Genomic DNA, 19,503 nt, shown 5'->3' with positions numbered 1-19,503 from the left:
GTCCTTACCCGCAGCACCCATCAACACTCACTCCCCGTGAAGTTCTGTCAGCTCGACGTCCCGGCCACCGGACCCGTCGAAGATCAACGGCCCGCCTCGCTGCCGAGTGCGGGCCGGACTGCCCGTGGCTCAGCGGCCGCCGAAACGGGCCGCGTCGAAATTGGCCGCCGACATCTGCTGCCGCGCGTTGTCGCCGTGCTCCTGGTCACCCGAGCTGAACGCCGAGTCCATGCCCTTCTGGCCGCCGAGAATGCCCGACAGCGAGCTCTGCAGCGACGCGGCGATCTCGTCCGAACGCGCCTTGAACTGGTCGAAGGCCGCCTTGCCCGAACCGTTGAACTTGCCCTCCAGCGGGGCGGCGGCGTCCACCAGCTGACGGATCAGCCCCCCGAGGTCCTCGCTCGATCCACGCGACTTGGACTGCAGCGTCGACAGCGTCGATGCACCCATGTCGAACTTCATCTGGCTCCCCCTGCCGGGTACTGCTACTGAGACGGCTCTAAGTGGAGTCATATCTATCAAGTCGGGGTGGGCGGTGCAATCGAGGGTAGGGGTGCCGTAGCACGCCTGTGACACGGCGGTCTCGTATCGGAAAAGCCCTTATTGAGGACATGTCGGGACTGCTGGCGTTACTCGGATCGCGGGCGGAAGGATCTTGCCGGTCCGGCGGGAAATTCGGGAAATAGCCGTTGAAGTGCCGCCGGGGCCCGGGCCACTTGGGAAATTTCCCGTGACGCATTTCCGTACGGGGAATGGCCGCCGACGGGACCGGCCGGACGCGGCGGCGCGCCGCCGAAGTTTTGCTCAACATTGCCGGAACGCGGGTCGGAACGCGCTGCCCCGAGGGCGCTCACCACCCCGTCCGGTGTGCGGCATAGGTTCGGGATATGCGGATCCTCAGTGTGAATGCCGGGGCGGCCAAGGCCGTCGAGTACACCGACGCGCCGTCCGGGACGACGGGTATCGACAAGCGGCCGGTGAGCGGGCCGGTGCGGGTCGCGGCGCCCGGACCGGCGGGGAAGGGGGCGAGCGGGGTGGCCGGGGACGCGGTGTGCGACCTGCGGTACCACGGGGGCGACGACCGGGCCGTGTACGCCTTCGCCCGGGAGGAGCTGGACGAGTGGGGGCGCGAACTGGGGCGGACGTTCGCGCACGGGGCGTTCGGCGAGAACCTCACCACCACCGGCATGGACCTGCGCAACGCCCTCGTCGGCGAGCGCTGGCGGATCGGGGACGAGGTCGTACTGGAGGTGACGGGCGGCCGCATCCCGTGCCGTACGTTCGCCGGCTGGCTCGCGGAGAAGGGCTGGCTGCGGCGGTTCACGCTGGCGGGCTCGCCGGGTGCGATGCTGCGGGTGATCCGGCCCGGTGAGCTGCGTGCCGGGGACCCGGTCGAGGTGGTGGACCGGCCCGGGCACGACGTGACCGTCGGGCGGCTGTTCCGCGCCGTGACCACCGACCGCGCGTCGCTGCCGGACATGCTGGCCGCCGAGCGGTGGATGGAGCGCGAGCAGCTGGAGATAGCCCTGAAGTACACGGAGAAGTACGGGAAGAGGTGAGGGAGCGGCCGAGAGGGGCCGCCGTCACGTGCGCGTCCCTGACGGCCGGAGGCGGTTCAGCACCGTCATGTACGAGGCGGGGAAGAGGCGGGCCAGCAGGTCGGGGACGACGGCGGAGGGGGCGATGAGGAGGCGGGCACGGCGGGTGCGGACGGCGCCCAGGATCTGTTCGGCGGCCTTGTCGGCGGGGTACGTCAGCAGCTTCGCGAAGTTCTCCTTGCCCGCGCGGGCCTCGGCCTCGGTCGTCCCGGCGGCCACCCGGGCGGTCTCGGCGATGCGGGTGCGGATGCCGCCGGGGTGGACGGTGGTGACCCCGGTGGCGCGGCCGGCGAGTTCGTGGCGGAGCGCGTCGCTGAAGCCGCGCAGCGCGAACTTGCTGGCCGCGTACGCGGTCTGGCCGGGCGGCGCGATCAGCCCGAACAGGCTGGAGACGTTGACGATGTGGCTGCCGGGGGAGCGGAGCAGGTGCGGGAGGAAGAGCCGGGTGAGCGCCACCGGGGCGCGGAAGTTGACCGCCATCACCCAGTCGAACTCCTCGGCGGTCAGCTGCTCGAAGCGGCCGCCGAGGGCCACGCCCGCGTTGTTGATCAGCAGCGTGACGCGGGGGTGCGCCTCGGTGATCCGGGCGACGAGCGGCTCCAGCCCTGCGGTGTCGGCGAGGTCGGCCACGTACGTGTCGACGGTCAGGGCCGGGCGGTCCTTGCGTATCCGGTCGGCGACGGCGGCCAGCCGGTCGGCGTCCCGGTCGACGAGGACCAGGGCGCTGCCGCGCGCGGCCAGGCCGTAGGCCATCTGCTCGCCCATTCCACTGGCCGCGCCGGTCAGGACGGCGGTGCCGCCGGCGAACCGGTAGGGCGCGAGGGCAGCGGGCATGGGCTCCTCCAGGGATGGCGGTGCTGTCCAGGTGCACCAGTCTGCCGCGCGGGGCCGCGCCGGTCTTGACCGTGCGCGACAGAGGATCAGCTCGGTTCCGGAGCTCCCGTCCCGCCGCTCCGGCGCACGGCCCGGGGCGGCTGCCCCCACCAGCGCCGGCAGCAGCGGGTCAGCGCCGACTGCTCGGACAGGCCGAGGAGGGCGGCGATCTGCGTCATCGGCAGGGCGGTTCCGGTGAGGTAGTGGCGGGCGGCCTGGCGGCGTACGTCGTCCAGGATCGCGGCGTACGTCGTGCCTTCCGCGCGCAGCCGCCGCTGGAGCGTGCGGGGGTGGACGCTGAGCAGCCGGGCGACCGTGCCGATGTCGGGCGGCGCCGTGCCCAGGGACTGCTGGACCGCGCCGCGGACGCGGGGGACGAGCCCGGCGTGGCCGTCGGGTGCCTGCTCGGCGAGGAAGGCCAGGGCGAGCCGGCGGAGGTGTTCGTCGCCGCCGGAGAGCGGGCGGTCGCCGAGGCTCCGGGGCACGCGGAGGAGGGCAGCGGGCCGGGCGACGCGTACCGGGACGCCGAAGAACTCCTCGTACACGGCGAGCGGCGCCGCCGGGCGGTACGGCAGCTCGACGGTGCGGAGGCCGTACGGGCCGTCGACCAGGAACCGGATCGCGCGGTGCAGGAAGCCGAGCCCGAGGTCGGTGCCCTGCACGGGCGCCGGCAGGCCGGGCGGCGGGCCGAAGCGCAGCGCGGCGATCCCCGGGGTGCCGTACGGGTCGGGTTCGAGGGTGAGGCTGAGGGCCTGCGCGTGCACGAAGAGGTAGCGCGAGGTGCATTCGAGGGCATCGGCGACGGTCGGGCTGTTCTGGATGGCCAGCGCGAGCGCGCCGAGCATGCCGAGGTCCTGGCGGGCCGCGACGCGCAGCCCGAGGTCGGGGCGGTCCAGCCCGGCGGCAGCGAGCTCCAGCACCCGGGTCATGGCCAGGTCGTCGACCAGGAGGTCGTCGGAGTCGAGGGCCGCGACGGGGAGGCCGGCGGCCCTGGCGTACTCCTCGGCGTCGCCGCCCAGTTCGGCGACGGCCGCCCGGAAGCCGCGCAGCCCGGCCGACCTGATCACCGTCATGCCGGCCTGCTCACGGCAGCGCCCCGCCCGTTGGCTGACATGTCGCTCAGGGTCAAATACGTGTCGTGCGAAGTCAAGAACGGGTGCGCCGCCGTTCCGCAGACTGGGGTCATGACGACTTCCGCCGGCTCGCAGCCGACCCCCGAGCGTCCCGCAGCCCCGCGCCCGGACGAGCGCCCGGCCGAGGGCCGCCCGCTCCCCGAGCACCTCGATGTCGTGATCGTCGGCGCCGGCCTGTCCGGCATCGGCGCGGCGTGCCGGCTGCGGACCGAGTGCCCCGGCCGGTCGTACGGCCTTCTGGAGGCCCGCGACGCGATGGGCGGTACCTGGGACCTCTTCCGGTATCCGGGCATCCGCTCGGACTCCGACATGTTCACCCTGGGCTACCCCTTCAAGCCCTGGCGGGACGCGAAGTCCATCGCCGACGGCCCCTCGATCCTGCGGTACATCAAGGAGACGGCGGCCGAGCACGGCGTCGAGGAGCACATCCACTACCGCACGAAGGTGGTCGCGGCGGACTGGTCGACGGAAGCGGCGCGGTGGACGCTGACCGTCGAGCGGCGGCCTGAGGGCGCGCGGGGCGAGCCGGTGCGCACCACCCTCACCTGCGACTTCCTCTACTCCTGCACGGGCTACTACGACTACGAGCGGGGGCACGCGCCGGACTTCCCGGGGATCGACGACTATGCCGGCACCGTCGTGCATCCGCAGTTCTGGCCCGAGGACCTGGACTATGCGGGCAAGCGCGTGGTCGTGATCGGCAGCGGGGCCACCGCCGTCACGCTGGTGCCCGCGATGGCGCGCGAGGCGGCGCACGTCACGATGCTGCAGCGCACGCCGACCTGGATCAGCTCCGTACCGGGCCGGGACCGGATCGCCGACACGGTGCGGAGCGTGCTGCCCCCGGGCCTGGCCCACCGTGCCGTCCGCACCAAGAACATCCTCTTCGGCATCGGCTTCTACCAGTTCTGCCGGCGGCGTCCGCAGGCCGCGCGGAAGCTGCTGACCCGGCTGAACACCCGGGTGCTGAAGGACTCGCAGGCGGTACGGGACCACTTCACGCCGCCGTACGACCCCTGGGACCAGCGGCTCTGCGCGGTCCCCGACGCCGATCTCTTCACGGCGCTGAAGCAGGGCCGGGCCGAGGTCGTCACCGATCACATCGACACCTTCGTGCCCGAGGGCATCCGGCTGAAGTCCGGCAAGGTGCTGGAGGCGGACGTGGTCGTCACCGCGACCGGGCTGGAGCTGCTGGCGTTCGGGGGCATCGCGCCGCGGGTCGACGGGCGGCCGGTGGAGCTGTCGCGGCAGTTCGTGTGGCGCGGCGCGATGCTGACCGGCGTGCCCAACTTCGCCGTCTGCATCGGCTACACCAACGCCTCCTGGACGCTCCGCGCCGACCTCACCTCGCGGCTGGTGTGCAGGGTCCTGAACTTCATGGACCGGAACGACCACGCGGCCGTGGTGCCCGAGCCGAGCCGGCCGCTCGCCGAGCGGCCGCTGCTCGACCTCGCCGCCGGATACGTCAAGCGCTCCATCGACGCCTTCCCGCGCCAGGGCGACCGCGGCCCGTGGAAGGTACGGCAGAACTACCTGCTGGACGCCGCCACGACGATGCGTACCGACCTGCGGCGCACGCTGAAGGCCACGCCCCGCGCGGCGGTGCGCGCCGGGACACCGGCAGCGGGCCGCGCGCCGGGTCACGCGCCCGGCCGGGCGCAGGCGCACACGCGGGCGGAGGCCGCCAAGTGAGCGCCCCCGACGCCACGTACGCGGACGTCGCGGGCCACCCCGTACGGGTACGGATCAGCGGTCCCGCCGACGGCCCGCCGGTCGTCCTGCTGCACGGCATCGCCCGCAGCCTGGAGGACTGGCAGCTCACCCACGACCTGCTCGCCGCGCGCGGCTACCGGGTCATCAGCACCGACCTGCCCGGCTTCGGCCTGACCCGCCGCATGGCCGGCCGCGCGGGCCTCGCCTCCTTCGCGCGGGCCGTCGTGGGCGTGCTGGACGCGCTGGGGGAGCGGCGGCCCGTGCACCTGATGGGCAACTCGCTCGGCGGCGCGGTCGCCATGACCGTCGCGGCCGAGCACCCCGGCCGGGTGGCCACGCTCGTCCTCGCCAACAGCGCCGGCTTCGGGCGCGAGGCCAACCTCTCGCTGCGCCCGATGGCGTACGCGGTGCTGGCGGCGCTCCCCGGCGTCGGCAGGCGCTTCCGGGCGCGGGCCAGGGACGCCGGCGTCCAGGTCAACCGGGACCTCTTCCACGACCCGCGGCACGCGACGGAGGAGATGATCCGGCACGCGGGCGAGGTCGGCCGGCAGCCGGACTTCCGCGCCACCTTCGCCGCCACGCTGCTGCGCCTGGGCGTGCCGGCCCTCGGCTCGTACCCGGGCTGGCGCCGTGCGCTCCTCGCGCGGACGGCGGCGGCCCGCGTGCCCACCCTCGTCGTCTGGGGCGACGCCGACACCGTGCTTCCGGTGAAGCACTTCCACGCGGCGGTCGCCGCGCTGCCGCACGCCCGCAGTCATCTTTTCCCGGCCACGGGGCACATGCCCCAGATCGAACGGGCGGCGGAATTCGCTGAGCTGGCGGCCGGGTTCCTGGACACCGCGGCGGGCCCCGCGAAGGATGCCGAGGGGGACGGTACGGCGGCGGCGCCCGCCGCACGGGCACCGGAAGGAGGCCCGGCGGAAGACGCGGTGAAGGGGTGAGACGAGGGATGGCGGGGACGCGGGCACGGGCCCCGGAGGCCGCACCGGTCCCCGCGCCGCTGCGCGCCCGCTACGAGGTCACGCGCGCGGTGCTGGCCGGCCGCCCGGTCCTGCGGCTCACCCCGCGCCGCGGCGCCACCGGCCGCCACCTCCTCTACACGCACGGCGGTGCCTATGCCTTCCCGCTGCAGGAAGCCCACTGGTGGCTCCTCCAGCACGCGGCCAAGGACACCGGCGTCACCCTCACCGTCCCGCTGTACCGGCTCGCGCCCGAGGGAGACGCGCGCGAGGCGTACGGCCTGCTGCGCGCGGTCTACGCGCGCCTGTGCGCCGAGGCAGGGCCCGGCAACGTCACGCTCGCCGGTGACTCGGCCGGGGGCGGGCTCGCACTCGGCCAGGCCGTCGCCTACCGGGACGCCGGGGTGGGCACGCCGCGCCAGGTGCTGCTCTTCTCGCCGTGGCTCGACCTCACCATGTCGCACCCCGGAGTGCCGGCCCTCGAACCGCTCGACCCGCTGCTCCGCAAGGACGACCTGATCGAGGCGGGACGGCTGTGGGCCCACGGCGCCGACCCGCGCGACCCGCTGCTCAGCCCGCAGTTCGCCGACGTGACCGGACTGCCCCCGGTGCACGTCTTCCAGGGCGGCCGTGACCTCTTCGCCGCCGACGCGGGGCTGCTGGCCGGCCGGCTGGCGACGGCCGGCAACGACGGCACCTTCACCTTCGAGCCGGAGGGCGGTCATGTGTACATGAGCGCCGTGTGGACACCGGAGGCGCGCAGGTCCCTGACGGTGGTGCGCCGACTGCTGCGGGAAGATTCCCCGGTGGTCTGACGGCCCCGGCGGGCACCCGCGCGCCGGACGTACGCGGCAGGCTCAAGGGGCGCGCGAAGTCGCGTCATCCCGGGCTTGAGTCTCCAGCGACGGGAGACTCCAAGGTGGTGGACATGAACGACGACGCCCTCCGGAGCATCGGTGAGCTGTCCCGGCTGACCGGGCTGAGCGTGAAGACCATCCGTTTCTGGTCCGACGCCGGAGTGGTGCCGCCGACCGACCGCACCCCCGCCGGCTACCGGCTCTACGGCCCCGACGCACTGGCCCGCCTCGGCCTCGTCCGTACGCTGCGCGACCTGGGGATCGACCTCGCCACCGTCCAGCGGGTGCTGGCGCGCGAGATCACCGTCCCCGAGGTCGCCGCCGCGCACGCCGAGGCCCTGGACGTGCAGATCCGCACCCTGCGGCTGCACCGGTCCGTACTGCGCGCGGTGGCCGGACGCGGGTCCACACCCCAGGAGATGGCACTCATGCACAAGCTCGCCCACCTGTCCGACCAGGAACGCCGCCACCTCGTCGAGGAGTTCGTCGAGAGCGTCTTCGGAGGGCTCGGCACCGGCCCCGAGTTCCTCGCGATGATGCGCGACACCGTCCCCGACCTGCCGGACGACGCGTCCCCGGAGCAGATCGCCGCCTGGGTCGAGCTGGCGGAGCTGGTCCAGGACGAGGAGTACCGGGCCGGCCTCCGCGCGGCCGCCGCCGACCAGGTACGGGCCCGTGACGACGCCGGGGAGCCGGACCCGGCGGCGGCCCGGGAGACGGCCGCGCTGCTCCAGGAGCGGACGGCCCGCGCCCGCGCGGCCGGCGTGGCACCGGAGTCGGCGGCGGCAGTTCCCGTGGCCGACGAACTGGTGGCCGCGTACGCCGCGCTGGCCGGGCGGACCGACGGCCCGGAGTTCCGGGCCTGGCTGCTGGCGCGCCTGGAGTCCTCGCACGTCGCGGAGTACGAGCGGTACTGGCGGCTGCTCGCCGTGATCAACGGGCAGCCCGAGCCGGCCGCCACGGCCCCGGCGGTGGAGTGGCTGACGGCGGCGCTCCGGGCGCACCCGCAGCCGTGATGAAGCGCAGGCCCCGCGGGCGCGGCGGGGCTCAGCGGGGATTGTCGGCGGGCCGGTCGTGGGCCCAGCGGCGGGCCGGCGGTGCGCTCAGCGGGGGAAGACCTCGAAGGTGACGGCCGGGCGGCCGCGGTGGCGCTCGCCCGCCATCTGGAGCATCTGCTCGATGAAGCCGCGGGCGTACGCCTCCGGGTCCTGCGCCCCGCCGTTGAGGCCCTCGATGTAGGCGCGGTGCTCGGCGAGCGAGGCGACGGCCCGCTCGATGCCGGGGCCCACCTCGACGGCGTGCGTGGGGTACGGCGAGCCGGCGACCGCCACCCTGCGCACGCCGTTCCAGGGCGCGAGCCCGTGCTCCTCGAACAGCTCGGGGAAGATCCAGCGGTTGCCCGCGTCGCCCGCCGCGTCCAGGACGGCACGCCCGACGGCCCGGTGGTCGGGCGTGTTCCAGTGCACGCCGCCCCAGGTGTCGTGGTGGTTGATGGTGAGCAGCAGCTCGGGGCGGTGCCGGCGGACCGCGGCCGCCAGGTCCCGGCGGAGCGGCAGCCCGGCCTCGATGACGCCGTCGCGGTGGCGCAGGAACTCCACGTTCTGCACGCCGACCACCGCTGCGCTCGCCCGCTGCTCCGCCTCCCTGACCACAGCGCACTCCTCGGGGCCGAGCCCGTCGATGCCCGCCTCGCCATGGGTGACCAGCAGATACGTGATCTCGCGGCCGGCGTCGGTCCACTCGGCGACCGCGGCGGCCGCGCCGTACTCGAGGTCGTCGGGGTGGGCGACGATCGCCAGTGCGCGCTCCCAGTCGTCGGGCAGCGGCGTGAGGCCGGCCGGTTCGGGCGCGGTGGGCTCGGGTGCGGGCACGAGAGGCTCCTTTCCCGGGCCGGCGCACGCGTGCGCCGGCTGCCTGAGGGGCGTACCGACAGCGGTGTACGCCGTTCTCGATCCTCCCACGGAGCGGCGCTCCGGGATGGCCGGAAACGGGCCCGTCCGGCGCGGCCGGTACTCGCCGGTCGCCGGGGCCGTGACGCCGGTGCCGGAGGTGCGGATGCGACCGCATGTGCGGGAGGAGCTGCGGATGCATATGCACACGGAGGGGAAGAGAGGAAGCGGTGCGCGCACGGAGGCGTCGGCCGGACCGGCGCACGGGACGCGCCGGCGCCCGGCCGCGACACGCGCCGGGGTACGAGCCGCCGCGTTCGTGTGCCTGCTGAGCTGCATGTCATCACATCGGGTGAATAAGTGGCCCAGGCTTGCGGGTGACAACGGTGGGTTGCCACGCTGTTGCTGACTGTCAAGCCCTTGGGAGGGCATGTGCCTTTCGGTGAGCAGCCCGCGTACCTCCGCGTCGCCGGTGACCTGCGTCAGAAGATCGTCGACGGCGTGCTGCCGCCGCACACTCGCCTCCCCTCGCAGGCCCGCATCCGCGAGGAGTACGGCGTTTCGGACACCGTCGCGCTGGAGGCGCGCAAGGTCCTGATGGCCGAAGGGCTCGTGGAGGGCCGCTCCGGCTCGGGCACGTACGTCCGCGAGCGCCCCGCGCAGCGCCGCGTCGCCCGCGCCGGGTACCGCACCGGCGCGGGCGCCACCCCCTTCCGCCAGGAGCAGTCGGACGAGAAGGTCAAGGGCACTTGGGAGTCCCGCAGCGAGCAGGACGAGGCGAGTGAGGCCATCGCCGACCGGCTGCGCATCAGGCCGGGCGAGCGGGTCATGCGCACGCGCTACCTCTTCCGCACCGAGGGCGAGCCGGCGATGCTCTCCACCTCCTGGGAGCCGCTGGAGGTGACCGGGCGGACGCCCGTGATGCTGCCCGAGGAGGGGCCGCTGGCGGGCCGGGGCGTGGTCGAGCGAATGGCGGCCATCGACGTGATCGTGGACAACGTCGTCGAGGAGGTCGGGGCCCGTCCCGGGCTGGCCGAGGAGACGATGGCGCTGGGCGGGGTGCCCGGCCACACCGTGCTGGTCGTCTCGCGCACGTATTACGCGGGCGGCCGCCCCGTGGAAACCGCCGACGTGGTCATGCTGGCCGACCGGCACCGGATCGCCTACCACCTGCCGGTGAAGTGATCCCCGCGGTGAAATGAGGCGGTTGGCCTTTGCGGTCAGCGGATGGCCGGCGCCGTAATGCGGCGATCCGCCCAACTTCCGCCGCTCACCGTGCGTACCGGCGCGTAACCTCCGCCTTGCCCGCCCGTTGCGTGCGTCTTTGTCCGTATTTGGCGGGCGATCGGCGGTGTTGAAAAACTCACACCCCCTCAGTGGACGGCGTTATTTGACCCAACCTTGGATTCGGATCTTCCGTTTCGCTTTTACGATGGCGAAGTTTGTGCACGGCCGTGGGGGAAGATCAGGAGACCAAGCACGTTGAGCACGCCGAAGACTTCGAGCGCGGAGCAAAACTCCCACTCGAACTATCGCCGGTCCCTCGGGACCATCGCCCTGACGGCTACCGGACTTGGGTCGATCATCGGCTCCGGCTGGCTGTTCGGGGCCGAGCGAGCTGCTGCCATCGCCGGCCCGGCCGCCATCCTGGCCTGGGTCATCGGTGCCGTCGTCGCCCTCACCATCGCTCTCACCTACAGCGAGCTGGGTGCGATGTTCCCCAAGGCCGGCGGCATGGTCCGCTACGGCCAGTACTCGCACGGCTCACTGGCCGGCTACCTCGCCGCCTGGGCCAACTGGATCGCGATCGTCTCCGTGATCCCCGGTGAGGCGACCGCCTCCGTCCAGTACATGAGCTCGTGGGACTTCGGCTGGGCGCAGGGCCTGTACGACGGCAAGGAGCTGACCGGCTCCGGCGTCGCGTTCGCCAGCGTCCTGCTGATCTTCTACTTCTTCCTCAACTGGTTCGCGATCACGCTGTTCGCGAAGACCAACACCGCGATCACGGTCTTCAAGGTCGTGGTGCCGGTGATGACCGCGGGCGCGCTGATGGCGGCGCACTTCGACACCAGCAACGTGAAGCACTTCGGCGGCTTCGCGCCGAACGGCTGGAGCGCGGTCTTCACCGCCGTCGCCCTCTCCGGCATCGTCTGGGCCTACAACGGCTTCCAGTCCCCGCTGAACATGGCGGCCGAGGCCCGCAACCCGGGCAAGTCGCTGCCCAAGGCGGTCATCTTCTCGATCGTCATCGCGCTGGTGATCTACCTGGCGCTGCAGGTCGCGTTCCTGATGGGCGTGCCGGCCGCCGACCTGACGAAGGCCGGCAGCTGGGCCGGGCTGGGCTTCAACTCCCCGCTCGCCGACCTCTCGCTCGCCTGGGGCCTGAACTGGCTGGCGATGCTGCTGTACGCGGACGCCTTCATCTCCCCGTCCGGCACCGGCATGATCTACGCCGCCACCACCTCGCGCATGATCCACGGCGTGCAGGAGAACGGCCACCTGCCCGGCATCTTCGGCAAGGTCGACAAGAAGACCGGTGTGCCGCGCCCGGCCCTGGTCCTCAACCTGGTGATCGCGTTCCTCTTCCTCGCGGTCTTCCGCGGCTGGGGCTCGCTCGCCGAGATCGTCTCCATCGCGACGGTCATCTCCTACATCACGGGCCCGGTCGCCGTGATGTCGCTGCGCCGCCTCTCGCCGGACCTCAAGCGCCCGGTGCAGCTGCGCGCGATGCCGGTCATCGCCCCGATCGCGATGGTCTTCGGCTCGCTGGTGCTGTACTGGGGCCGCTGGCCGCTCACAGGCAAGGTCATCCTGATCATGGCGGTCGGCCTGCCCGTCTGGGCCTGGTACGAGCTGCGCAAGCCGTGGGCCGAGCTGAAGCCGCACCTGAAGGCCGGTGCCTGGATGGTCGCGTACCTGCTGGTCATGGCCGCGGTGTCGTACTGCGGCGGCACGGAGTTCGGCGGCCGCGGCTTCATCCCGCAGGGCGTGGACCTCGCCGTCGTCGTGGTGGTCGCCCTGGCGTTCTACTACTGGGGCGTGCGCAGCTCCTGGCGCAACCCCTCGCTCCTCCAGGCCGAGGCCGAGGCGCGTGCCGCTGCGGAGCGCGAGCCGGACACCGAGGGTGACGGCGACGGCCGGGACCCGGCCGAGAAGGCCGACGCCCGCGTCTGAGCGTCGGCGCGCACACCGTCCGGCCGCCCGGCACCGCGAAGGTGCCGGGCGGTCGTCGTTTCTGCGTATGCGGGCCGCGGGTCAGCGGAAGGAGTGAAGCGGGTCGCCGCATGTGGACGGTGGCATGGCCGGTTCGGTGCCTCTTTGTGCAAAGGCGTATCCGTTGCGTGAAGGTCGGGCGTAGGCTCGGGCATATGCGGAACGGGTTTTCGGTGTTAGTGCAGGACGGGCGCGCCACCGCGCGCTGGACGGCGGACGGAGGAGCGCGATGACCGACAGTGGCGTCGTACTGCCGTGGCTGGTCATCCGCGAGGACGACAACGGCAACCGCTACCGCGTCGGCCGGTACGCCACCCGGGCGGAGGCGGAGCAGGTCGCCGACCGGCTCGACGACCGAGGACGCCGGCGGCTCTACGTGGTCGAGCGGGTCGACCGCGCCACCGCCTGAGGCTCAGGGGCCCGGGCGGGGAAGGGGGCCGGCCGCATAGGCTGCGGCGCATGAGTGCGGTGCGCGTGGTGGTGGGCGGAGCGGTGCTGGACCGGGGGCGGCTGCTGGCCGCGCGGCGGAGCGCACCGCCGGAGCTGGCCGGCCGCTGGGAGCTGCCCGGGGGCAAGGTCGAGGACGGCGAGACGCCCGAGGCGGCGCTGGTACGGGAGCTGCGCGAGGAGCTGGGCGTGGCGGTGGAGCCGCTGGCGCGCATCCCGGGGGAGTGGCCGCTGAAGCCCGGACTGGTGCTCCGGGTGTGGTGCGTACGGCTGGTCTCGGGGACGCCGCGGCCGTTGCAGGACCACGACGCGCTGCGCTGGCTGGCACCCGGCGAGGAGGGAGCGGTGGACTGGCTCGAGCAGGACCGGCCGGCCGTGGCCGAGGCGATGCGCCGGCTCGTGGGGCAGGGGGCGCTCGGCTGACCGGCTACGCCGTTTGCGCCACGACGCACCTGAATGACCCTCTTGGGGCGATAACCGAACCCTGATATCGGGTATGTGCTGATTAACCCCCCTCAAAATGCACAAAACCGTCGGGGGAGCATCGGGCTGGGGAAGTGATCGGCGTGAGCGAGAGCGCAGCGGCAGGACCCCCGGGGTCTCCTGCGTCGCAGGCCCGCCGACTGGGCACGGCCGCGGTCCCGCCGGTCGCCGAGTGGAGCTTCCCCGCCGAGCCCGGGGTGGTCCGCACGGCCCGTGCCATGGTCCGCGAGACGCTGCACGACTGGGACCTGGAGCCGGCGGTCGACGTGGCCGTACTGCTGGTCAGCGAGCTGGTGACGAACTCGCTGCGGTACGCCAGCGGGCCCATCGGCGTACGGATCGTCCGGCTGCGCGGCGGCGACCTCCTCGTCGAGGTGTCCGACCCGCTGCCCGACCCGCCCCGCGAGCGCACGGCGACCCCCGACGACGAGGGCGGCCGGGGACTGCAACTGGTGGCATGCAGCGCCCGCCGGTGGGGCACTCGACGGGGCAGGAGCGGTAAGACGGTGTGGTTCGAGCTCGCCGAGACCGGCTGAGGTCTGCCGGGCAGCCGTGCTTCCTGCGCCTGTCGGGCAGAAATCGATGCTTCGTGCCTGGTGGGGAGGTTGGAGCACAGCGTGGCTGGTTATGAGTCTGGGTGGGTCGCGATCGTTGCCGATTCATCGAGATTTCGTCGATGACCTGCGATCGAGACTGTGCTGTGATCGTGAAGACCGTGTTCCGGATAGCCGTGTTGCTGGATACTCGGCCTGTCCGGTCCGGGCACGATGAGCTGGAGGGGACGGGGCTCGTGAGCGAGATGTCAGCGGGTGAGGAACACCCTGCGATGAGGGATGGGTCGGGCCGGTCGGCCGCACCGGACGGCCCGCCCGTCTGGCAGAGCAGCGCGCCCGGATCCATCTACGATTACATCCGCGTCGCCTCGTTCGCCCTCGGGCCCGACGGCCGCATCGAGCAGTGGAGCCGCCGCGCCGCCGACATGCTCGGCATCCCCGCCAAGGACGCCATCGGCCAGGACCCCGTGGAGGCGTTCGTCCCGCGCGAGCTGCGCGAGGCGGGCCACCGCACGGTCAGCGAGATCCTCGACGGCCGCGAGTGGACCGGCCTGGTGCCCTACCGCACCGGCCCGGACGCCCCCGTCGACGGCCTCGCCGAGATCTACGTCATGCCGTCCGAGACCGGGACCAATGAGCGGGCCGCTGTCTGCCTCGTCGTGGACGTACGGGCGCTGCGCGGCATCGAGACCGATCTGGCGGCCGCGCAGGCCGTTTTCGGACAGTCGCCGATAGGGTTCATGCTCTTCGGCACGGACCTCAGGCTGCGCCGGGTCAACGAACGCTTCGCGACCGTCTTCGGCGGCCGCCCCGACAGCTTCCGCGGCGCCGCGCCCGAGGACTACCTCCCCCGCTCCGAGGCCGACCGGCTCAACGCCGCGCTCCGCCGGGTCCTGGAGACCGGCGAGCCGGTCGCCGAGATGCAGCTGGTCGGCACCCCGCACGGCACGGAGGAGCGGCGCCGCTGGTCGGTGTCGTTGTACCGGCTGCACAGCGCCAGCGGCCGGCCCATCGGCGTCGCGGCGCTCGCCCAGGACGTCACCGGCCGCCGCCGCGCCGAGCGGGAGGCCGCCAACGCCCGCCGCAACCTCGCCCTGCTGAACGAGGCGGGGGCGCGCATAGGCAACTCCCTGGACCTGGAGACCACCGCGCGCACGCTCCTCGACGTCGCGGTGCCGCAGTTCTGCGACCTCGCCTCGGTCGACCTCTACCAAGGGCTACTGGCGGGGGACGAGGCGCCGCCCGGCATGACCGACGGCAGCGCCGAGCTGCGCCGGGTCGCCTTCGCCAGCGCCGTGTCCGACGGGCCGCTGCCCGAGAGCGGCAGCGGCGGCTCGCCGGGCGGGCCCGCCGGGGACGACGACGGCGCGCCGGTCGCGGTCGGCGCCGTGCACCGCTTCCCCTTCAACTCACCGTGCGCGGGCGCGCTCCGTACGGCCCAGGCGCAGATCATCCCCGGCCGGCAGACCGACGAGCGGCCCGAACTGGGCAGCGCCGTCATCCACTCCACGCTCGCCGTGCCCATGGTCGCCCGGGACACCGTCGTCGGCCTCGTGCAGTTCTCCCGGACCAAGGGCAGCGAGTCCTTCGGCGAGCGCGACACCGCCCTCGCCGTCGAGCTGGCGGCGCGCGCCGCCGTCTGCATCGACAACGCCCGGCTCTACCGCCGCGAGCACGAGCGCGCGCTGATCCTCCAGCGCAGCCTGCTGCCGCCCGGCGACCCGGAGGCGGCGGGCCTGGACATCGCCTGCCGCTACCTGCCCGGCACGACCGCCACCGAGGTCGGCGGCGACTGGTTCGACGTCATCGAGCTGCCGGGCCACCGCACCGCGCTGGTCGTCGGCGACGTGATGGGCCGCGGCCTGCGTGCCGCCGTCGCCATGGGCGAACTCCGCACCGCCGTACGGACGTTGGCACTGCTGGACCTGGAGCCGGCCGAGGTGCTCTCGGCGCTCGACGAGATCGCACGCGGGCTCGGCGCCACGGGCAGCGGGGCGCGTACGGGCCCGCGGGGGCGTGGAGCCGCCGCGGACGCCGGATCGGAGCCGGGCGTGGACGCCGGGGCAGGTGCCGGTGCGCACGCCGGCGCGGGCGCCCACGTGGGTGCCCGGCGCACCGACCGCGCCGCCGACCTCTCCGAGGTCTACCTCGCCACCTGTGTGTACGCCGTCTACGACCCGGTCACCCGGCGATGTACGTTCGCCAACGCCGGCCACCTGCCGCCGGTCCTGGTGGAGGAGGGCGAGGACGCCCTGCTCCTGGACGTCCCGCCCGGCATGCCGCTGGGCGTCGGCGGCGAGCCCTTCGAGGAGACCGAGGTCGAGCTGCCGGACGGGGCGCTGCTCGCGCTCTACACCGACGGCCTGGTCGAGTCCCGGGACCATCCGCTGGAGGAGGGCCTGCAGGCGTTCCGCGCGGCCCTGTCGGCGGCCGGGCGGCCGCTGGAGGACGCCTGCGACCACGTGCTCTCCGCGCTGGACACCCGGCACGGCGAGGACGACATCGCCCTGCTGATGGCCCGGGTGCACGGCCTGCCCAAGGACGCGGTCGGCGACTGGAACCTCGCCCCCGAGGCCCGCTCGGTGGCCCGCGCCCGCGAACTGGCCCGCGACCAGCTCACCGACTGGGGCCTGGAAGCCCTTGTCGACACCACGGAGCTGCTGGTCAGCGAGCTGGTCACCAATGCGCTCCGGCACGGCCACGGCGACATCCGGCTCCGGCTGCTGCTGGACCGCACCCTGGTCTGCGAGGTGTGGGACGCGGACCTCGCCCAGCCGCGGCGGCGGCGCGCGCGGGACACCGACGAGGGCGGCCGGGGGCTCCAGCTCGTCGGCCTGCTGAGCAGGGGCTGGGGCAGCCGCCGCACGCCCCGCGGCAAGACCGTCTGGTTCGAGCTGGACCTGCCCGACGGCGACACGGAGACGCCGGACCCGGCGGACGCGCTGCTCAGCCTCTTCTGAGCGGCGCGCCCGGCCAGGAGCGGCCGGACCGGCCCCGGAAGCGGCGCGCCCGGCCCCGGAACACCGGGGCCGGGGCCAGGACGCGGCAGCTCAGGACCGGCGCCGGCGGATCGTCTTCCCCAGCCAGACCAGCGGGTCGTACTTCCGGTCGACGGCGCGCTCCTTGAGGGGGATCAGCGCGTTGTCGGTGATCCGGATGTGCTCGGGGCAGACCTCGGTGCAGCACTTGGTGATGTTGCAGTAGCCCAGGCCGTGCGCGTCCTGCGCGGCGCGCTTGCGGTCCAGGCCCTCGTCGGCGGCGGCGTCCAGCGGGTGCATGTCCAGCTCGGCGATGCGCATCAGGAAGCGCGGGCCCGCGAACGCCTCCTTGTTCTCCTCGTGGTCACGGATGACATGGCAGGTGTCCTGGCACAGGAAGCACTCGATGCACTTGCGGAACTCCTGCGAACGCCCCACGTCCTCCTGCCGCATGCGGTACTCGCCGGGCTTGACGTCGGCGGGCGGCACGAAGGCCGGTACCTCGCGGGCCTTGGCGTAGTTGAAGGAGACGTCCGTGACCAGGTCGCGGACGACGGGGAAGGCCCGCATCGGGGTGACGGTGACGGTCTCCGCGCGGTCGAAGACCGACATCCGCGTCATGCACATCAGCCGCGGCCGGCCGTTGATCTCCGCGCTGCACGAACCGCACTTGCCCGCCTTGCAGTTCCAGCGCACGGCGAGGTCCGGCGCCTGGGTGGCCTGCAGCCGGTGAATGATGTCCAGCACCACCTCGCCCTCGTTCACCTCGACGGTGAAGTCGCCGAGGCTGCCGCCCGCCGCGTCCCCCCGCCACACCCTGAAGTGCGCGTCGTACGAACTCACGAGCTCAGCTCCTCGTCGGTCAGGTACTTCGCCAGTTCGTCCCGCTCGAACAGCTCCAGGAGGTCGGCCCGGATCGCCGGCATCTCCCGCCGCTCCAGGTGGATGTGGGCGAGCGCGGGATCCTCGGGCAGCTCGGGCCGGCCGTCGGTGGTGGCCAGCCGGCAGAGCAGGTTCACCCGGCGCCAGCGGCGGTCCATCTCCGGGTGGTCGTCACGGGTGTGGCCGCCGCGGCTCTCCTTGCGCTCCAGCGCCGCGCGCGCCACGCACTCGCTGACCAGCAGCATGTTCCGCAGGTCCAGGGAGAGGTGCCAGCCCGGGTTGTACTGCCGGTGGCCCTCCACCCCGGCCCGCCGGGCCCGCACCCGCAGGTTCGCCAGCTTCGCCAGCGCCTCCTCCATCTCGGGCTGCCGGCGGATGATGCCCACCAGGTCGTTCATCGCCTGCTGGAGCTCCTGGTGGAGGGTGTAGGGATTCTCCGCCGGGGCCCCGCTGTGGGGCATGTCCATGCCCTCGGCGCTGAACGGCCGCAGCGCCTCCGCCTCGGCCGCCTCGATCTCGCGGGTGTCCACGGCGGGCCGCTCGCCGGCCGCCAGCGCCGCGGCGTACTCGGCCGCGTACAGCCCCGCCCGCCGCCCGAAGACCAGCAGGTCGGAGAGGGAGTTGCCGCCGAGCCGGTTGGAGCCGTGCATGCCGCCGGCCACCTCGCCGGCTGCGAAGAGGCCCTGGACGCCGGTGGCGGCCGCGGTGTCCGGGTCGACGTCCACGCCGCCCATGACGTAGTGGCAGGTCGGTCCGACCTCCATCGCCTCCTGCGTGATGTCCACGTCCGCCAGCTCCTTGAACTGGTGGTGCATGGACGGCAGCCGCCGCCGGATCACCTCGGCCGGCATGCGCGTGGAGACGTCCAGGAAGACGCCGCCGTGCGGGGAGCCGCGGCCCGCCTTGACCTCGGCGTTGATGGCCCGCGCCACCTCGTCGCGGGGCAGCAGCTCGGGCGGCCTGCGGTTGTTGTCCGGGTCGTCGTACCAGCGGTCGCCCTCGTCCTCGGACTGGGCGTACTTCTCCTTGAAGACGTCCGGGACGTAGTCGAACATGAAGCGCTTGCCGTCGCTGTTGCGCAGCACCCCGCCGTCGCCGCGCACCGACTCGGTGACCAGGATGCCCTTCACCGACGGCGGCCAGACCATGCCGGTCGGGTGGAACTGCACGAACTCCATGTTCACCAGCGGCGCCCCGGCCAGCAGCGCCAGCGCGTGCCCGTCGCCGGTGTACTCCCAGGAGTTGGACGTCACCTTGAAGGACTTGCCGATGCCGCCGGTCGCCAGCACCACGGCCGGCGCCTCCAGCACGAAGAAGCGGCCGGACTCGCGCTCGTAGCAGAACGTTCCGGCGACCCGGTCGCCCTCCTTCAGCACGCGGGTGACCGTGCACTCCTGGAAGACCTTCAGCCGCGCCTCGTACGAGCCGTACTCCCGCTCGTCCTCCTGCTGGAGCGAGACGATCTTCTGCTGGAGCGTGCGGATCAGCTCCAGGCCCGTGCGGTCGCCGACGTGCGCGAGGCGCGGGTACTCGTGCCCGCCGAAGTTGCGCTGCGAGATGCGGCCGTCCGGGGTGCGGTCGAAGAGCGCGCCCCAGGTCTCCAGCTCCCAGACCCGGTCCGGGGCCTCCCGGGCGTGCAGCTCCGCCATCCGCCAGTGGTTCAGGAACTTCCCGCCGCGCATCGTGTCGCGGAAGTGGACCTTCCAGTTGTCGCCCTCGTTGACGTTGCCCATGCTGGCCGCGATGCCGCCCTCGGCCATGACCGTATGGGCCTTGCCGAACAGGGACTTGCAGATCACCGCCGTCCGCATGCCCTGCTCACGGGCCTCGATGGCGGCCCGCAGGCCGGCGCCCCCGGCGCCCACCACGACCACGTCCCAGCCCTGCCGTTCGACTTGCGTCATGGAAATGCGCACCCTTCCTG

Annotated in this window: 17 protein-coding genes; 11 read left to right on the top strand and 6 right to left on the bottom strand. The window is 73.2% G+C overall.

The genetic code is table 11. From position 1 onward, the window contains the following. Positions 1–129 precede the first annotated feature (129 nt). Positions 130–462 carry a hypothetical protein gene (locus tag C3486_RS13660; protein WP_103832928.1) on the bottom strand — a complete coding sequence of 111 codons (333 nt, stop codon included), beginning with the start codon at positions 460–462 and terminating at the stop codon, positions 130–132. A 425-nt stretch (positions 463–887) separates the two neighbouring features. Between C3486_RS13660 and C3486_RS13655 the strand changes: the two genes are divergently transcribed. After that, complete coding sequence (locus tag C3486_RS13655; protein WP_103832927.1) at positions 888–1,559, top strand: MOSC domain-containing protein; 672 nt, start codon at positions 888–890, stop codon at positions 1,557–1,559. Positions 1,560–1,583: 24 nt separating this feature from the next. Here the strand turns inward: C3486_RS13655 and C3486_RS13650 are convergent, their stop codons facing one another. Both C3486_RS13650 and C3486_RS13645 read right to left on the bottom strand, forming a co-directional pair. Beyond that, positions 1,584–2,432 (bottom strand): SDR family oxidoreductase, encoded by an 849-nt coding sequence (locus tag C3486_RS13650; protein WP_103832926.1) that lies wholly within the window; start codon positions 2,430–2,432, stop codon positions 1,584–1,586. Positions 2,433–2,518: 86 nt separating this feature from the next. Next, entirely contained in the window at positions 2,519–3,544 is a 1,026-nt protein-coding gene (locus C3486_RS13645) for an AraC family transcriptional regulator (RefSeq protein WP_103832925.1), read from the bottom strand. Positions 3,545–3,655: 111 nt separating this feature from the next. Between C3486_RS13645 and C3486_RS13640 the strand changes: the two genes are divergently transcribed. From C3486_RS13640 to C3486_RS13625, 4 genes are all read left to right on the top strand, one after another. After that, entirely contained in the window at positions 3,656–5,296 is a 1,641-nt protein-coding gene (locus tag C3486_RS13640) for an NAD(P)/FAD-dependent oxidoreductase (RefSeq protein WP_103832924.1), read from the top strand. Then, positions 5,293–6,258: an alpha/beta fold hydrolase gene (locus C3486_RS13635; RefSeq protein WP_103832923.1), complete on the top strand. Its 966-nt coding sequence runs from the start codon at positions 5,293–5,295 to the stop codon at positions 6,256–6,258. The genes C3486_RS13640 and C3486_RS13635 overlap by 4 nt, the downstream gene beginning before the upstream one ends. 8 nt (positions 6,259–6,266) lie before the next feature. Continuing rightward, positions 6,267–7,091, top strand: coding sequence for an alpha/beta hydrolase fold domain-containing protein (locus C3486_RS13630; RefSeq protein ID WP_103832922.1), 825 nt, complete (start codon positions 6,267–6,269; stop codon positions 7,089–7,091). Positions 7,092–7,204: 113 nt separating this feature from the next. Beyond that, positions 7,205–8,149 carry a MerR family transcriptional regulator gene (locus tag C3486_RS13625; protein ID WP_103832939.1) on the top strand — a complete coding sequence of 315 codons (945 nt, stop codon included), beginning with the start codon at positions 7,205–7,207 and terminating at the stop codon, positions 8,147–8,149. A gap of 87 nt (positions 8,150–8,236) precedes the next feature. On the opposite strand, the gene C3486_RS13620 is transcribed toward C3486_RS13625, so the two are convergent. Further along, on the bottom strand, positions 8,237–9,004 hold the full coding sequence (locus C3486_RS13620; RefSeq protein ID WP_103832921.1) for a PIG-L deacetylase family protein: 768 nt from the start codon (positions 9,002–9,004) through the stop codon (positions 8,237–8,239). Between the two features lie 450 nt (positions 9,005–9,454). On the opposite strand from C3486_RS13620, the gene C3486_RS13615 reads away from it, so the two are divergent. The 6 genes from C3486_RS13615 to C3486_RS13590 all read left to right on the top strand — a co-directional run bounded on the left by C3486_RS13615 (position 9,455) and on the right by C3486_RS13590 (position 16,679). Then, entirely contained in the window at positions 9,455–10,207 is a 753-nt protein-coding gene (locus C3486_RS13615; protein WP_103832920.1) for a GntR family transcriptional regulator, read from the top strand. A 297-nt stretch (positions 10,208–10,504) separates the two neighbouring features. Beyond that, on the top strand, positions 10,505–12,196 hold the full coding sequence (locus C3486_RS13610) for an APC family permease (RefSeq protein WP_103832919.1): 1,692 nt from the start codon (positions 10,505–10,507) through the stop codon (positions 12,194–12,196). 268 nt (positions 12,197–12,464) lie between these two features. Then, the gene (locus C3486_RS13605) at positions 12,465–12,644 is read left to right on the top strand and encodes an SPOR domain-containing protein (protein WP_103832918.1); all 180 of its coding nucleotides are present in this window, start codon (positions 12,465–12,467) and stop codon (positions 12,642–12,644) included. A 50-nt stretch (positions 12,645–12,694) separates the two neighbouring features. After that, complete coding sequence (locus tag C3486_RS13600) at positions 12,695–13,105, top strand: (deoxy)nucleoside triphosphate pyrophosphohydrolase (protein ID WP_181138535.1); 411 nt, start codon at positions 12,695–12,697, stop codon at positions 13,103–13,105. 200 nt (positions 13,106–13,305) lie between these two features. Continuing rightward, a complete protein-coding gene (locus C3486_RS13595) occupies positions 13,306–13,701 on the top strand; it encodes an ATP-binding protein (protein ID WP_103832937.1) in 396 nt (131 codons plus the stop codon). Positions 13,702–13,991: 290 nt separating this feature from the next. After that, complete coding sequence (locus C3486_RS13590; protein WP_258052758.1) at positions 13,992–16,679, top strand: SpoIIE family protein phosphatase; 2,688 nt, start codon at positions 13,992–13,994, stop codon at positions 16,677–16,679. A gap of 90 nt (positions 16,680–16,769) precedes the next feature. Here C3486_RS13590 and C3486_RS13585 read toward each other — a convergent pair whose 3' ends face one another. Both C3486_RS13585 and C3486_RS13580 read right to left on the bottom strand, forming a co-directional pair. Continuing rightward, a complete protein-coding gene (locus tag C3486_RS13585; protein WP_103832917.1) occupies positions 16,770–17,540 on the bottom strand; it encodes a succinate dehydrogenase/fumarate reductase iron-sulfur subunit in 771 nt (256 codons plus the stop codon). Next, positions 17,537–19,483, bottom strand: a complete 1,947-nt coding sequence (locus C3486_RS13580) for a fumarate reductase/succinate dehydrogenase flavoprotein subunit (protein WP_103832916.1) — start codon at positions 19,481–19,483, stop codon at positions 17,537–17,539. Before C3486_RS13580 ends, C3486_RS13585 begins: the two co-directional genes overlap by 4 nt. Positions 19,484–19,503 lie beyond the last annotated feature (20 nt).

The sequence above is a fragment of the Streptomyces sp. Ru73 genome (assembly GCF_002920575.1).
Lineage (GTDB): Bacteria > Actinomycetota > Actinomycetes > Streptomycetales > Streptomycetaceae > Streptomyces.
This window is presented reverse-complemented; position numbering and strand designations above follow the sequence as displayed.

Coding starts and splice junctions, on each gene's coding strand:
- C3486_RS13605 (WP_103832918.1), top strand. CDS start 12,465: ATGACCGACAGTGGCGTCGTACTGCCGTGGCTGGTCATCCGCGAGGAC.
- C3486_RS13640 (WP_103832924.1), top strand. CDS start 3,656: ATGACGACTTCCGCCGGCTCGCAGCCGACCCCCGAGCGTCCCGCAGCC.
- C3486_RS13625 (WP_103832939.1), top strand. CDS start 7,205: ATGAACGACGACGCCCTCCGGAGCATCGGTGAGCTGTCCCGGCTGACC.
- C3486_RS13580 (WP_103832916.1), bottom strand. CDS start 19,483: ATGACGCAAGTCGAACGGCAGGGCTGGGACGTGGTCGTGGTGGGCGCC.
- C3486_RS13600 (WP_181138535.1), top strand. CDS start 12,695: ATGAGTGCGGTGCGCGTGGTGGTGGGCGGAGCGGTGCTGGACCGGGGG.
- C3486_RS13655 (WP_103832927.1), top strand. CDS start 888: ATGCGGATCCTCAGTGTGAATGCCGGGGCGGCCAAGGCCGTCGAGTAC.
- C3486_RS13590 (WP_258052758.1), top strand. CDS start 13,992: ATGAGGGATGGGTCGGGCCGGTCGGCCGCACCGGACGGCCCGCCCGTC.
- C3486_RS13630 (WP_103832922.1), top strand. CDS start 6,267: ATGGCGGGGACGCGGGCACGGGCCCCGGAGGCCGCACCGGTCCCCGCG.
- C3486_RS13645 (WP_103832925.1), bottom strand. CDS start 3,544: ATGACGGTGATCAGGTCGGCCGGGCTGCGCGGCTTCCGGGCGGCCGTC.
- C3486_RS13650 (WP_103832926.1), bottom strand. CDS start 2,432: ATGCCCGCTGCCCTCGCGCCCTACCGGTTCGCCGGCGGCACCGCCGTC.
- C3486_RS13660 (WP_103832928.1), bottom strand. CDS start 462: ATGAAGTTCGACATGGGTGCATCGACGCTGTCGACGCTGCAGTCCAAG.